At 44.4% G+C, this 13,609-nt stretch carries 14 protein-coding genes; 5 read left to right on the top strand and 9 right to left on the bottom strand.

Features of this window, described 5'->3' with window-relative positions; all coding sequences use genetic code 11:
• A partial coding sequence (locus ACBR23_RS27145; RefSeq protein WP_371125714.1) for a fructosamine kinase family protein occupies nucleotides 1-500 on the bottom strand: 500 nt, incomplete at its 3' end.
• Nucleotides 501-671: 171 nt separating this feature from the next.
• Between ACBR23_RS27145 and ACBR23_RS27140 the strand changes: the two genes are divergently transcribed.
• The 3 genes from ACBR23_RS27140 to ACBR23_RS27130 all read left to right on the top strand — a co-directional run bounded on the left by ACBR23_RS27140 (nucleotide 672) and on the right by ACBR23_RS27130 (nucleotide 2,458).
• A complete protein-coding gene (locus ACBR23_RS27140) occupies nucleotides 672-881 on the top strand; it encodes an acetyltransferase (protein WP_340523150.1) in 210 nt (69 codons plus the stop codon).
• A 159-nt stretch (nucleotides 882-1,040) separates the two neighbouring features.
• A complete protein-coding gene (locus tag ACBR23_RS27135; protein WP_341739003.1) occupies nucleotides 1,041-1,910 on the top strand; it encodes a prohibitin family protein in 870 nt (289 codons plus the stop codon).
• A gap of 128 nt (nucleotides 1,911-2,038) precedes the next feature.
• A complete protein-coding gene (locus ACBR23_RS27130) occupies nucleotides 2,039-2,458 on the top strand; it encodes a peptidylprolyl isomerase (RefSeq protein WP_341734148.1) in 420 nt (139 codons plus the stop codon).
• On the opposite strand, the gene yhdJ is transcribed toward ACBR23_RS27130, so the two are convergent.
• The 7 genes from yhdJ to ACBR23_RS27095 all read right to left on the bottom strand — a co-directional run bounded on the left by yhdJ (nucleotide 2,455) and on the right by ACBR23_RS27095 (nucleotide 10,020).
• Nucleotides 2,455-3,174, bottom strand: a complete 720-nt coding sequence (gene yhdJ / locus ACBR23_RS27125; RefSeq protein ID WP_371120783.1) for an adenine-specific DNA-methyltransferase — start codon at nucleotides 3,172-3,174, stop codon at nucleotides 2,455-2,457. The genes ACBR23_RS27130 and yhdJ overlap by 4 nt on opposite strands.
• Nucleotides 3,126-3,425, bottom strand: a complete 300-nt coding sequence (locus ACBR23_RS27120) for a DNA methyltransferase (RefSeq protein ID WP_371120782.1) — start codon at nucleotides 3,423-3,425, stop codon at nucleotides 3,126-3,128. The genes yhdJ and ACBR23_RS27120 overlap by 49 nt, the downstream gene beginning before the upstream one ends.
• Before the next feature lie 66 nt (nucleotides 3,426-3,491).
• On the bottom strand, nucleotides 3,492-4,616 hold the full coding sequence (locus tag ACBR23_RS27115) for a class I SAM-dependent RNA methyltransferase (RefSeq protein ID WP_371120781.1): 1,125 nt from the start codon (nucleotides 4,614-4,616) through the stop codon (nucleotides 3,492-3,494).
• Between the two features lie 371 nt (nucleotides 4,617-4,987).
• Nucleotides 4,988-5,428, bottom strand: a complete 441-nt coding sequence (locus ACBR23_RS27110) for a GNAT family N-acetyltransferase (RefSeq protein WP_371120780.1) — start codon at nucleotides 5,426-5,428, stop codon at nucleotides 4,988-4,990.
• Nucleotides 5,429-5,806: 378 nt separating this feature from the next.
• Entirely contained in the window at nucleotides 5,807-7,153 is a 1,347-nt protein-coding gene (locus tag ACBR23_RS27105; RefSeq protein ID WP_371120779.1) for a TldD/PmbA family protein, read from the bottom strand.
• 69 nt (nucleotides 7,154-7,222) lie between these two features.
• Nucleotides 7,223-8,710: a TldD/PmbA family protein gene (locus ACBR23_RS27100; RefSeq protein WP_371118016.1), complete on the bottom strand. Its 1,488-nt coding sequence runs from the start codon at nucleotides 8,708-8,710 to the stop codon at nucleotides 7,223-7,225.
• A gap of 404 nt (nucleotides 8,711-9,114) precedes the next feature.
• Complete coding sequence (locus ACBR23_RS27095; protein ID WP_371120778.1) at nucleotides 9,115-10,020, bottom strand: ferritin-like domain-containing protein; 906 nt, start codon at nucleotides 10,018-10,020, stop codon at nucleotides 9,115-9,117.
• A 329-nt stretch (nucleotides 10,021-10,349) separates the two neighbouring features.
• On the opposite strand from ACBR23_RS27095, the gene ACBR23_RS27090 reads away from it, so the two are divergent.
• On the top strand, nucleotides 10,350-10,790 hold the full coding sequence (locus ACBR23_RS27090; RefSeq protein ID WP_371120777.1) for a hypothetical protein: 441 nt from the start codon (nucleotides 10,350-10,352) through the stop codon (nucleotides 10,788-10,790).
• A gap of 176 nt (nucleotides 10,791-10,966) precedes the next feature.
• Here ACBR23_RS27090 and glnA read toward each other — a convergent pair whose 3' ends face one another.
• Nucleotides 10,967-12,388: a type I glutamate--ammonia ligase gene (glnA, locus tag ACBR23_RS27085; protein ID WP_371118019.1), complete on the bottom strand. Its 1,422-nt coding sequence runs from the start codon at nucleotides 12,386-12,388 to the stop codon at nucleotides 10,967-10,969.
• Nucleotides 12,389-12,742: 354 nt separating this feature from the next.
• On the opposite strand from glnA, the gene apcB reads away from it, so the two are divergent.
• Nucleotides 12,743-13,252 (top strand): allophycocyanin subunit beta, encoded by a 510-nt coding sequence (apcB, locus tag ACBR23_RS27080; RefSeq protein ID WP_341734139.1) that lies wholly within the window; start codon nucleotides 12,743-12,745, stop codon nucleotides 13,250-13,252.
• Nucleotides 13,253-13,609 lie beyond the last annotated feature (357 nt).

Here is a 13,609-nt window from a genome sequence, read left to right as displayed (position 1 = left end):
GAATCAACCTCATCTCCCCCCCTTAACAAGCCAGAATCAACCTCATCTCCCCCCCTTAACAAGCCAGAATCAACCTCTTCTCCCCCCCTCAACAAGCCAGAATCAACCTCTTCTCCCCCCCTTAACAAGGGGGGGCTGGGGGGGGTGCATTTGTGCATTGCAGCCAGTTTACGCCCCATTTCCTCCCAAGCTCTATCGCCCCCGTGACCTCCCAAATCCAGCCATTCCAGCACAATATAAGCAGAATTCCCCTCAGTTCCCCAACAAATCGGCTCCGGTACTCGAATCGTCTGGGTTTCCCGCATTTGCTGCAAACCCAGGGCTTCAGCTTCAAACATCGCGACTTGGGAAGCTTGATTGATTTTCGTGAAATAAGTGCGGGAATTGCTGCTGATAGTATAGCCTTGATTAATGCAGCCACCGCTGACAGAACGACGATTGTCGATCGCAAATTTGTCTCTCGTTACTTCGGAGATATGCGCGCTAATTTTGTCCCACATGGCATCCAATTGTTTTATACTCTTGAAAAGACTCGAAAGATAGATTAACAAATTATACCTCGGATAGAGATAAGACATCTTATCTTAATTTAAAATCAAATAATATTCAATAGTGTAATTAAGCTGTTGTAATCAAACCCTAAACTCACATTCACTCTTTAAGGAGAAAGTATGCTTTTACAAGAAAAAGAATCAGGCGACTTGGTAGAAATCCTCGATGTCGATAGTTTAATTAGTCCTGCGAAAAATGAAGTATTGGGGCGAAATCAAGCTGGTGAAGAAGAGCAAGAACCAGTGAATTTTCCCAAGGGTAAATTAGTTTTTCCCTCCGGCGAAGTTTTGCCCCGCTGCTGGACTGAGGAAAACTATAAGACCAATTAATTCAACGGAACCAGGGCAACCCAAGACCCAGAGCCCCGACTTATTGAAAAAGTTGGGGCTCTAAGCTTTTAACATTTTTAGGTACAAAGAGACCAGAATTTTTATTAACTATCGACACTTTAACCATTATAATTGATTTATCACAAAGGAAGGTGTAGTTTGAAATCTCAAAATTTCCAGAGCATATCATCAGCAATCGCTGGGATTCTATTAGTTGGCGCGCTGCTGCTTGGGTTCAACTCTTTTGTCGTGATTAATCCCGGTGAAGCAGGGGTGGTCAGCGTTTTAGGAAAAGCCACAGATGGGGCATTGTTAGAGGGATTTCACTTGAGACCTCCGCTGATATCTAAGGTAGATGTGTACGATGTAACAGTGCAAAAATTTGAAGTTCCGGCCCAGAGTGCTACCAAAGACCTTCAGGATTTAAATGCTAGTTTTGCTATCAACTTTCGCCTCGATCCGGCCAGAGTAGTTGATATCAGAAGGACTCAAGGAACCTTGGATAATATAGTTGCAAAAATTATTGCTCCTCAGACGCAAGAAGCATTTAAAACAGCCGCAGCCTTGAGAACTGCTGAACAATCTATTACTCAAAGAAGTGAGCTGAAACGAGACTTTGATACTGCACTGAAGGAAAGGCTATCCAAGTATGATGTAATCGTACTTGATACGAGCGTTGTTAATATTCGATTCTCCACCGATTTTGCGAAAGCGGTTGAGGAAAAACAGGTTGCTGAACAGCGGGCACAAAGGGCTGTTTATGTGGCTCAGGAAGCAGAACAACAGGCTCAAGCAGATATTAACCGCGCTCAAGGTAGGGCGGAAGCTCAAAGGCTTTTGGCTGAAACTTTAAAGGCTCAGGGCGGTGATTTAGTGCTGCAAAAGGAGGCTATCGAAGCTTGGAGAAGTGGTGGTGCTCAAATGCCAAAGGTGTTGGTTATGGGTAGCGGTTCTAGTCGAGTTCCTTTCATTTTTAATATGAGTGACTTTCAGGAAGAGGGCGATCGCAAAAAAGTTACCAGCAATTGAGAGTTACGATAGTATGCTACACTTCCTTTAGCCAAAACATAGCGATATGATGAAATCAGTCGCTATCAAAGCGCAGTCCGCAATTCACACGCAGACAACACGCTCACTTTAGAAATCAAGGAAAAATCATGACCCGCGCGATTATGGAAACGGACAAAGGCACAATCAATTTGGAATTGTTTGATGCAGATGCGCCTAATACAGTTAAGAATTTTGTTGACTTAGCAGAAAAAGGTTTTTATGACGGACTTTCCTTTCACCGAGTAATTCCTAACTTTATGATTCAAGGCGGCTGTCCAAAAGGCAATGGCACAGGTGGCCCTGGTTACAAAATTAACTGCGAAATCAACTCCCACAAACATTTGGCAGGAACTTTATCGATGGCCCACGCAGGCAAAAATACGGGTGGTAGCCAATTCTTTATTTGCCATTCTCCCCAGTCTCATCTAGATGGAGTTCACACAACTTTTGGTCAAACTGAGGATATGTCTGTAGTCAATGCTATCCGCCAAGGCGACAAGATTATTTCGGTGAAAATCGAGCCTTAATTCTCAGTATTGAGTTGCGTTTGTAGTAAGGACGAACAGTCCTTATTACAAGCAATATCAGTTGCAGATAACTTGAAATAAAATTTATTTTCATCACAAGTAATCTCTAATCTATTTAATCCTATTTCTACATATTTTTCTTGTAATTCTATTCCGACTGACTTTCTATTAAGCTGTTTAGCAACAAATGATGTGGTAAAAGTTCCAGAAAATACGTCTAATACGATGTCTCCCTCATTACTACTTGCTTTGATAATTCGTTCTAACAAAGATGTGGGTTTTTGGCTAGGATGATCTTCGTATTGGGGCATACGATATCTGACTCTGGGAAACTCCCATACATTACCTGGAACTTTTTCAGAATTATATACTGATGGTGTAGACTTGCGGTAATCAATTAGTTTTCTGACAGCTCCAGTTTTTGCTTCAACCAGAATATCTGAGGAATTAAATGTATAATTTCGTTTGTCTTTGACACAATATAAAATAGGTTCGTACAGAGAACCGTAATATTTTTTTGCTTGGACTCCCGAACTGTCATAATACCACACTATTCGAGAAAGAATTGTTAAACGATCGCGCAAATATATATCAAAGTAAGGCATACATTGAGTGGAAGCCATCAGATACAAGCTGCTGTTAGGTTTGAGCTTATTAATACATAAATTTAACCAAGTATAATATCGTTTCCGGCTGCATCGGAATGATTTAACCACAGAGAACGCAGAGAACACAGAGGGAGATAAGAGAGATGAATAATTCCGATGTTACCGGATTTGATATAACTCCATTCTAAATAATCGCTTTCTGATTCCCACTTGTCTTTAAATCCATCGAAGTTTTTGCCAATATTATAGGGAGGGTCGGCAAAAATCAAATCAATTGAGTTGTCTTTGATTTCATGAGAAAGGACTTCTAACACATCTCCCAAAATCAGTTTATGTTCGTCTAATTCAAAGATTTTCATTTTGCCTAACCTGTTTTAATCAATATGCGTCATTGTCAGCTAGAGTTGGATGTTTACTATAGCTCTTCAATACAGTTCATATTTTAGTAAAGTACAAGGAATGGAACCGTTGAAAACAGGAATTCGCTTGGATGTTCTCAGACCAACCTGTTTTCCCAACTCCTTATTTCCCGTCAAAATAAACGCATTCCAACCTTTAAAACGCTGCTTGAAAATATCCCCTAACATCTTATAAAGTTCTCCCAATTCCTTAGCATCGCCTAGCCTTTCTCCGTAGGGAGGATTGCAAATGAGAACGCCACTGTCTGCGGGTGGTTCCAACTCAGATAACTCGGTGTGAGCAAACTCGATCTTACCTGAAAGACCTGCTTGCTGTGCATTGATTCTAGCTTGGGTTAACATATCAGAATCGCGATCGCATCCTGCAACCACTTGCTGAAGTTCCGGTAATTCGCTATTCTCGGCTTCAGCCCACAATTTATCCCATAAGGGTTCGTCAAAATCTCGCCAACTCATAAATCCAAACTTGTCTCGAAACAATCCCGGCGCAATATTCAAACCCTTTAAACTAGCTTCCAAAGGTAAAGTTCCCGAACCGCACATGGGGTCTAAAAAAGGTAAATCAGGTGTCCATTCTGCCATGTCCAACAAAGCCGCAGCTAGGGTTTCTTTTAAGGGTGCCATACCCATTGCGGGCCGATATCCCCGTCGGTGCAAACTACCACCAGAACTGTCTAAACTTAAGATAGCTCTATCTCGATGAATGTGAATGTTAATCAGCAAATCGGGATTCTCGACATCCACACTCGAACGCTTGTTGAATTGATGGCGCTGTTGGTCGGCGATCGCATTTTTGACCTGCAAAGCTGTAAAATGAGTGTGGTTCAATTTTTCATTGCCACCCGTACAGTTGACTGCTAAAGTATTGTCAGCATCCAAAAACTCATCCCAAGAGATTTTCTGGACTGCGCGGTACAGCATATCTGAGTTGTAACACTGGAATTCGGCGATGGGTACTAGGACTCGAAAAATGGTTCTAGACCACAGATTTACACGATACAATAAAGCGCGATCGCCCGAAAAGTACACCCCAGTAAAATCTGGCTTGACATCCTGGGCTCCTAATTTTTCTAATTCTTGGGCGGCAATATTTTCTAATCCGCGCGCCACTGTAGCAAAGTATTGATTCATTAGTTAATGGGGAATGGGGAATGGGGAATGGGGCATTGGGTAATTTGGTAAGGGGTAATGGGTAATTGGTAAGGGGTAATTTGTTGTTTATTATTTGTTGTTTGTTACTACTGAGAACAGAGAATAGGCAACGGACAAGGGACAACTGATAACTGACTGATGACTATAGTAGCTGGTTTTAATCCTAAGTTATCAGAAATAATAATCTACCTTAAGGTAGATGCGTCCCCTCCCCAAAATTTTGAACTTCCTGGGACTTGCAGCCCCAGCCACCGGAATACATACCCACAAAGCCCTGAAACCTATAGCACAAAAAGAGTACAGGTTTCACGGTTAATTCAATTTTGCACTCTGGGCGATCGCATTAGAAATCATGCTGGAATTTCTAACTGCATAAATATGTGCGGAATTCCCAGGAATTCAAAGGGCTTATCTTGTTCCGAGAATCCTATTTTTTGGTAAAATTTAATGGCGTTCATTCGAGACATAAGTCTGACAGATTTGAGATTTTTTTGCTGAGCTTTGACGATTAAGTTTTCAATTAATTTAGTGCCAATTCCCTGATTTTGAAATTCAGGAAGCACGGCAACGTAGCTGATGTTTCCTACTCCTGGGGATGATTCGCGCAGTCGCGCTGAAGCAATAATTTGGCGATCGCATATTGCAACTAAATGAACAGCGCCATCTTCGTGATTGTCTCTTTCGCTACCCTTTTCCATGCCTAGGGGCGATCGCAAAACCAGCCAGCGCTGATGGAACATTTTTTCTAATTCTTGTTGGTTGTTAACTTCGCGGATATCTATTTGCAGCATTTTTCGATTAGATTAAAGAGGTAGATTCCAATTTACCCTTGGGTGGGGGCGGGTTTATTTAGATTGTCGATTATTGGCAATGATTGTTGGTATAACCCGCCCCTACAGATTCTGGGAAATATGGGGTGGGGGCGGGTTTATTTAGATTGTCGATTATTGGCAATGATTGTTGGTATAACCCGCCCCTACAAATTCTGGAAAATATTGGGTGGGGGCGGGTTTATTTAGATTGTCGATTATCGGCAATGATTGTTGGTATAACCCGCCCCTACAAATTCTGGGAAATATTGGGTGAGTGAGGGCGGGTTTAGGAGATTATGGGTTTTAGGCAATGATTGTTGGTAAAACCCGCCCCTACAAATTCTGGGAAATTTTGGGTTACAAACTATCAGTAATACTGGTAAAATTAAAGGCTTTCACGCGCACTGCTGGTACTACACTACCGCCATAACGTTTTACTTCACTCAGGCTATCTACATCGCGCAACATATCAGGTAAAACTTGATTGAAACGCAAGTTCTTAATCGGGTAAGCAATCTTGCCGTTTTCAATCCAAAAAGTACCGTCACGAGTCATTCCTGTTACTTCCGATGTCTTGGGATTTACGTAGTTGACGTACCAAGCTCGACTGACGAAAATTCCGCGCTCAGTTTGAGCAATTATATCTGCTAAACTTTGGTCGGAACCTGTCATCACGATCGGGTAATAAGCACCCTTTGATTCTTTACCTTTTTGGGCTGCCCAATAGCGGGAATAAGACAAGCTTTGAGGGATGCCATTTTTGATGATTTCCAAATAGTTATTGCTTAATCCATCGCCGAAAAAATTACCCGATCGCAATAAAGGATGTGCCGGATCGCGCTGTACTTGCACCAGGGGGCTGAAAAGTTGTTCGCCCGCGCGGTTTCCCACGGGTTTTCCGGTTTCATCTGCGATCGACATAAACGATCGCCCTTCATCCGCCGCCCTCGCATCCATCCCCCAAATTACCCAGGGTAGCAAATCCGCAAACGCCGCACCATCAAAGATTACAGGATAAATGCCGGGATTGATTTCGCGCGGGTTGCGGGATGCGATCGCCCGATCGACTACTTGTTGGGCCAATGGGGCGATCGGTAGTTGACTAATACTCCAAGCTGTGCGTTCAGTCCAGCTAGAACCGTTGTCAATGCGGGCTGTAAAGCCGAAATTCGCCTCTGTAGATTGATTGCAGGCGCGGAGTCCGGTGCTCGATGCGATCGCATACAATGACGCCTCAGTGCTCAAAGTACCGGAAGCGTTAGCACCTGCTTGTGAGGCGATCGCACAAGCTTGTCGCACCATTTCTGCCCGTGCTATAGGCGATGCAGCAGCCGTTGCTTCGTCAAAGGCTGCGGGGGGCAAATCGTAGGTTTGAGGGGGTAACAGTGGCATCCATTCGGGGTCTGCGGGGGCAATTTTGGCTAACTCTTCAGAGCGTTTGATGGTTTGGGCGATCGCATCTTCGTCAAAATCCGTCACCGCAGCGGAGGCACTTTTGTTACCAAAATAGCTAGTAATATTCAGGCTAAATACAGTTTTGCTGATATTTTGGCTGATTTGATTTTCCGAGAATCGAGAAAGAGATTCTTCGCCAGTATAGAGACTGACAAATACTGCTTCAGCTTCGGATTGTTTGACTACTTTTTCTACCAAAGATAAGGCTTGGTCTTCACTTAAAATTGCAGGCGATGTCGTTACTATCATAAATCTGAATTATTCATCTCCGAGTTCTCTCTGTGTTCTCTGCGCCCTCTGTGGTTAAATCATTCCGAATTAAGAATTTCCCCCAATTTGAATATCCCTCACCCGCACCGGTACACAAGCATGAGTCATTTGAGCTACCTGCATCGGTTCACCTTTACCACACATATTCGTACCACACTGTACCCGTTCTGAAGCAGGTCCGATCGCATCTATTTGATTCCAGAAATCCGTGCTCATCGAATGATAAGTTACATCCTTCAACATTCCCACAACTTTACCCTTTTCCACCTTCCAGAAAGCATCGCCACCGAATTGAAAATTACGCCGCTGCTGATCGATGGAAAAACTGCCCACACCGTCGATTAAAATCCCATCTTCCGTATCAGCAATCATCTCATCCAAAGTAGCAGTATGACTACCGCCATCCGGGCCCGGTTCCAATCCCAAATTAGGAATTCTGACCATCGGCACGCTCGACCAACTGTCAGCACAGGCAGAACCGTTGCTGGTGGCACGTCCGAGGCGATATGCTGTTTCTCTATCAGTTAGATAATCAACTAAAATGCCATCCTTGACAACGTACCAATCCTGTGATTTTACGCCCTCATCATCGTAACCCATTGTACCGCGACCGGCCGGTTGAGTGCGATCGCACTTGAAGTTCACCCAAGGTGCGCCGTATTGCAGTTTATTCAACTTATCGGTAGTAGCAAAACTCGTACCCGCGAAATTAGATTCGTAGCCATAAACTCGGTCTAATTCCGTTGGATGTCCGACGGATTCGTGGATGGTCAAAAATAAATTTGTCGGCTTGAGAATCAGGGATTTACAAATACCAGCAGGCATTTTTGGCGCAGCGACTTTCTCAATTGCTTCGGCGGCCACTCTATTTACTTGACTCAGCAAATCAGTTGGGTTAATATGTTCGTAACCCAGATTTAAGGGCGGGCGTTCGTATTCGCGACTTTGGGCATCGCCGCCCGCAATTGCCGTACAGCTAAAGCCCGGATAACTGCGGTAAATGGTTTGTTCGATTAGCGAACCTTCCGTAGAAGCGAAAACCTTATCTTCGTGGTTGAATTGCAGAAAAGAATAAGCTTTTTTGATACCTCTATCGCCATGAGTTAACAGTTGTGTGTTAATATTTAGTAGGAGTTCGGCTTTGTCAGCGACTGGTACAGAAAACGGGTCAATGGCGATCGGAGTAATATAGCGATCGACATATTTGTCAACAGGCACCAACCGCACCGGTTCTTTTTGAGTCAAACGACTACCTTTGGCGATTTCTACAGCCAAAGCCACAATTCTAGCCACCTCAGCCGCTGTACGATTGTGACTGGCAGCAAAGCCCCAGGCCCCATCCAGGAGTACCCGCACACCAAAACCAGAACTAACATTATCAGAGATATTGCTTAAAGAGCGATCGCGCGCGTAAAGACTCTGCCTTCGGTAAGCACAAAAACGCACATCACCGTATTCACAACCCGATTTCTTAATCAAATCTACGGCTAAACTTGCTAACTCTTGAGCCGAGACTTTTGCGGTTAATTGCACCATGTTTATGAGTCTGTTTTTAAGAATTATCAATCATTATAGCGCTACTATCGAAGTATTTTCCTAATCAACACGGCGATACCCAGCATTAACCAGCCATATGATTTAACCGCGAAGGCGCGAAGAACGCGAAGGAAGAGAAGAGAGAGTTTAATACAGGACGATGAAGAGAGAATTTGCTATAACTCGCCGACAATTTGCTATGCTGTGCGATACTTTTTACGCTCGCGGTTTCCACCGCGCTGGATATTAGGAATCCCCGTACCTTGAGGTACGGGGATGATGCCAAGTCAAGCCTTAAATCAGTTAGCAACAATTGCGATCGAGATTTGCGTCTTGCCAGGATTATGGGATGTTTGATTTCACCCTTTTTTTAATTCACCAACAGTCTCTTTCAACCGCCTGGTTTAGGGCTTAGTCGTAGTCGCCGTCGGCTTCTTTTGAGAGTTATTCAGTCCATTGAGAAACATGGGCACAAACTTCTCCACAAATGCCTGGGGGTCACGGTTCCAGGCCCGCTGAGCCACATCAACCCTAGTCATTTGCAAATCCGGGGCCAACAAAGTTGCCGGTAGGCGTTCCATCAAGTATTGGGGGCGTTCCCACAGGGGCATTGTATTAGCAATATCCACCAGGCGGGTGACACGGCGCAGTTCTGCCCCCAGCATGATATCCATTCCCGATGCAAATGCAGCTTGTTCGATCGCCGCATACTTGCGCTTCGCCTGTTCCACCTTCTGGGCGTGGGCTGGGCTTTTGGCTGCTATGTTTCCCAACCACCGATTTCCCCAGCGGACGTGGCCTGCTTCTTCGGGAAAAATCTTTTCGATAGTTTCGCGGATTTTGACGTTTTCGTCAGTTTGCGGAGCATTTTTCAGGGCGTGGATGTGCGCTCCGAAGTATTCGCAGCCCCGCTTTTCGGTGACATTAATCGCCGCTAGGGAAGAAATTACAAAATCTTCGCGGTCCTTGGTGGGGTCTTTCTGTTCGCTGTCGAACAGTCTTTCAAACTCGTCGATGTAGGATACTCCCGGCGGCTTGCCCACATTTTGGCCCAAGTCTACCAGCAAGTCAGTCAGCCACATGGCGTGCCGCGCTTCGTCGGAAATGTGCCGGGAGAGGTCGCGGACGAGTTCGGCTGGTTCCCCGTCTAGCTGTTCAATCAAGTCGGTGAGGTCTTTGCAACTGCGCTGTTCGCTAAAGCGGTAGCGGTTGAGAGTGATCAGGTGAATTTCGCGATCGCGCACGACTTGAGCTAAAACTTCACGGGCTCCCATGCCGTTGCGAAGCTTGCGGGGATAGGCTACGGTCATTGTTTTATGTTTTTTTGTAAAGATACCTTTAGGATTGTAACGCAGTTTTTGGGATTCCTAATTCACTCGCAGGGTAGAAGTTTTTTTGTAAGTAACTTTAACTCTTATAGTTGTTGGTTATTTGTTATTGGTTATTTGTTATTGGTTATTGGTTATGTGTTATTGGTTATTTGTTATTTGTTATGGGTTATTGGTTATTTGTTGTTGGTTATTGGTTATTGGTTATTTGTTATTGGTTATTTGTTATTGGTTATTTGTTTTTTCCTCACAAAGCGCTTATACTTATTTATGTATAATGTTTCTTACATCATCCATTTTCGGACTTGGCTGTGAATTATTTTAAACTTTGCGTAATTTTGACTGCTGCTTCTACACTTCTTGGTTTGGAAGCATATGGGGCTATCGACCCTAGCTTAAATATATCACCAACCACACCTGACTTGCAGATTCAAACCGTCCACATAGCAAAAAAGAACAATCCTAACTTGAGCAATTCCAAAGGCACATTAAAAATAGGAAGTGCCATTTCCATAGATCCCGGTGAGGTCACTGGCATCTCAAAAGCGGAGGCACAGAAGCGTTTTATTCTGAATAAAATATACCGACTTCAGGCAGGTACTAGCCCCCAGGATTTGTTCATCCTTGATGAAAAAGCAACTAAATGGGTAGTAGAAAATGTCTCGGATGCTACTATGGGAAGGATTACTCACAGTGTCGTCCTAATGGTATCGGGCAAGGGTAAAGTTTGGGCATTGATACAGAAGTTTTAATATCTGATAATTGACCGAAGCTCCGGGATGGGCATCGGCTAATTTGAGACTTTAAATTTCATAGGACTTACGCAAAAAACCCGGTTTATGAAGGTCCTTGCCTCCTTTGACTTTGAGGGCGATCGCCACAAACCGGGTTTTTTAGGTTAATAGTCCGTCCAGGACAGACGAACTATCTAACAGTCGTAGTACAAAGCAAACTCGTAGGGGTGAGGACGTAACCGCATGGGGTTAACTTCATTATCGAGTTTGTAAGAAATCCAAGTTTTGATGAAATCTTCGCTAAATACCCCAGTATCAGTCAAGAAAGCATGGTCTTTTTCCAAAGCTTCCAGAGCACCTTCCAAGGAACCGGGAGTCGAAGGAATTTTGCTCAATTCTTCCGGGGATAAATCGTAGATATCCACATCCAAAGGTTCACCCGGATCGATTTGATTCTTGATGCCGTCTAAACCCGCGCACAGCATGGCTGCAAAGGCTAAATAGGGATTGGAAGTGGCATCGGGACAGCGGAATTCTAAGCGCTTAGCTTTGGGGTTAGTTCCCGACAAGGGAATCCGTACTGAGGCCGATCGATTTCCTTGAGAATAAGCTAAGTTTACAGGGGCTTCAAAACCGGGAACTAACCGTTTGTAGGAATTAGTTGTGGGATTGGTGATTGCCAAAAGTGCCGGGGCGTGCTTGAGAATACCGCCGATGTAATGCAGTCCCATTTGACTGAAACCAGCATATTGGTCGCCAGCAAATAACGGTTGACCGTCTTTCCAAATTGACTGGTGAACGTGCATCCCGGAACCATTGTCGTTAAACAATGGTTTGGGCATGAAGGTGATGGTTTTGCCGTATTTTCTGCCGACGTTTTTGATGACGTATTTGTAAGTTAACAAATAGTCTGCGGCTTTGACTAAAGTGTCAAAGCGGAAGCCGAGTTCGCACTGGCCACCGGTGGCGACTTCGTGGTGGTGTTTTTCAATGGGTACGCCACATTTTGCCATTGTCAGCAGCATTTCCGTTCTCATGTCTTGAGAGGTATCGGTTGGTGCTACTGGGAAATAACCTTCTTTGTAACGTGGTTTGTAGCCGAGGTTGCCGCCCGGTTCTTCTTTGCCGGAATTCCAACGTCCTTCTACAGAGTCTACATAGTAATAGCCACTGTTTTGGGTTTGGTCGAAGCGAACATCGTCAAAAATGAAGAATTCTGCTTCCGGGCCAAAAAATGCGGTATCGCCGAGACCGGTGCTAACTAAGTAGTCTACGGCTTTTTGGGCTATGGTGCGGGGACATCGGCTGTAGGGTTCGCCTGTGCGTGGTTCTTTAATGCTGCAAATGAAGCTGATGGTGGGTTCTGCCATGAACGGGTCGATCCAAGCGGTGGTAGGATCGATGACCATTGTCATGTCTGATTCGTTGATGGCTTTCCAGCCCCGAATGCTGGAACCGTCGAAGGGTACGCCGTCTGTGAAGGCTGTTTCGTCGATTTGGTCGTGGAACAGGGATAGGTGTTGCCAGATCCCCGGCATATCGATGAATTTGAGGTCAACGATCTGGATGTTATTTTCTTTTATGTAGTTTAAGGCTTCTTGGGGTGTCTGGAACATGGCTTACTCCTGATATTGGTTTGGTCTGGGCGATCCTGCAACGAGTGCTTCGCTAACGGCAGATTTCAGACTATGTGGCCGATAATAGGCATTCATTACTGGTTTTTTTGTATCTTTCAATACATTTTTTTCAAAAGCGATCGGGTTTCCACATAGTTTGCTGCTCTTCTGTTGTCCATTTTCGGCTGAAGATACAAGATATGGGACAAAATTTTGGTGGTTCGGTCGGGGATTTACTACCGTCCCTGAAAATCCTATCTCAAATCTTAATCAAAGGCCGATTTGTAGTAGTCTACAATAGGCGGTCTGTCTCAGATAGCAAAGTATTGATAAAGATTTTTGGGAGAGAAACTTATGCGCGATGCAGTGACGAGTCTGATTGAAAATTATGATGTTGCTGGTAGGTATTTAGACCGAGATGGTATCGATCGGTTGAAATCTTATTTTGCAACGGGTACAGCACGAGTACAAGCAGCAGCAGCAATTAACAGTAATGCAGCGGCTATTGTCAAGCAAGCTGGTATTCAATTATTCGCTCAACAACCGGAACTAATCCGTCCGGGTGGAAATGCTTACACGACTCGTCGCTATGCGGCTTGTCTGCGGGATATGGACTACTACTTGCGCTATGCTACTTACGCTCTAGTGGCTGGCAGTACAGACGTGCTTGATGAGCGGGTTCTGCAAGGGCTACGGGAAACTTACAATTCACTGAGTGTACCCATTGGCCCGACGGTGATGGGGATCGGGATTATGAAGGAAATGGTCAAGGCTCAAGTTCAAGCTGCTGGCTTGACTGTGGGGCCTTTTCTGGAACAGCCTTTTGATTACATGATTCGCGAATTGAGCGAACAGGATATCTAAGTCAGTTTGCTAGTGATTGGTAATTGGTAGTGGCGCTTCGCCACTCTCCAATGTCGATTGTTAAATTTTGTCAATTTTGACTTGATAACTAGCAGTTTGATGTATCTAAATTTAATCCCTTAATATTGCAAAGAGACTGGTAATTTTTTGCCAGTCTTTTTTCAAAAAAAAAGGAAGTTGTGCTGGTGGGTTTGTGTAAATTGGGTCGATCGCATCACAGCATCAAAGGCTGCTATCCGCTAAACACTGGACAAAAGTGGACGAGATAGCCAGTCTAAGTCTTTAACTAGGCTACGTTAGTAAGGTCACGACACCTACGAGTGCTTTCCAGCTTGTAGCTATGTCGCCGGAGATTAA

Source organism: Microcoleus sp. (genome assembly GCF_041354475.1).
Taxonomy (GTDB): domain Bacteria; phylum Cyanobacteriota; class Cyanobacteriia; order Cyanobacteriales; family Microcoleaceae; genus Microcoleus.
Note: the sequence above shows the minus strand (reverse complement) of the source record. Positions and strands in the feature narration are given on the sequence as shown.

What these genes read in the sequence shown, in the direction of transcription:
- apcB (WP_341734139.1), top strand. Translation starts at nt 12,743, where the DNA reads ATGCGCGATGCAGTGACGAGTCTGATTGAAAATTATGATGTTGCTGGT.
- glnA (WP_371118019.1), bottom strand. Translation starts at nt 12,388, where the DNA reads ATGTTCCAGACACCCCAAGAAGCCTTAAACTACATAAAAGAAAATAAC.
- ACBR23_RS27140 (WP_340523150.1), top strand. Translation starts at nt 672, where the DNA reads ATGCTTTTACAAGAAAAAGAATCAGGCGACTTGGTAGAAATCCTCGAT.
- ACBR23_RS27120 (WP_371120782.1), bottom strand. Translation starts at nt 3,425, where the DNA reads ATGAAAATCTTTGAATTAGACGAACATAAACTGATTTTGGGAGATGTG.
- ACBR23_RS27100 (WP_371118016.1), bottom strand. Translation starts at nt 8,710, where the DNA reads ATGGTGCAATTAACCGCAAAAGTCTCGGCTCAAGAGTTAGCAAGTTTA.
- ACBR23_RS27130 (WP_341734148.1), top strand. Translation starts at nt 2,039, where the DNA reads ATGACCCGCGCGATTATGGAAACGGACAAAGGCACAATCAATTTGGAA.
- ACBR23_RS27105 (WP_371120779.1), bottom strand. Translation starts at nt 7,153, where the DNA reads ATGATAGTAACGACATCGCCTGCAATTTTAAGTGAAGACCAAGCCTTA.
- ACBR23_RS27095 (WP_371120778.1), bottom strand. Translation starts at nt 10,020, where the DNA reads ATGACCGTAGCCTATCCCCGCAAGCTTCGCAACGGCATGGGAGCCCGT.
- ACBR23_RS27110 (WP_371120780.1), bottom strand. Translation starts at nt 5,428, where the DNA reads ATGCTGCAAATAGATATCCGCGAAGTTAACAACCAACAAGAATTAGAA.
- ACBR23_RS27115 (WP_371120781.1), bottom strand. Translation starts at nt 4,616, where the DNA reads ATGAATCAATACTTTGCTACAGTGGCGCGCGGATTAGAAAATATTGCC.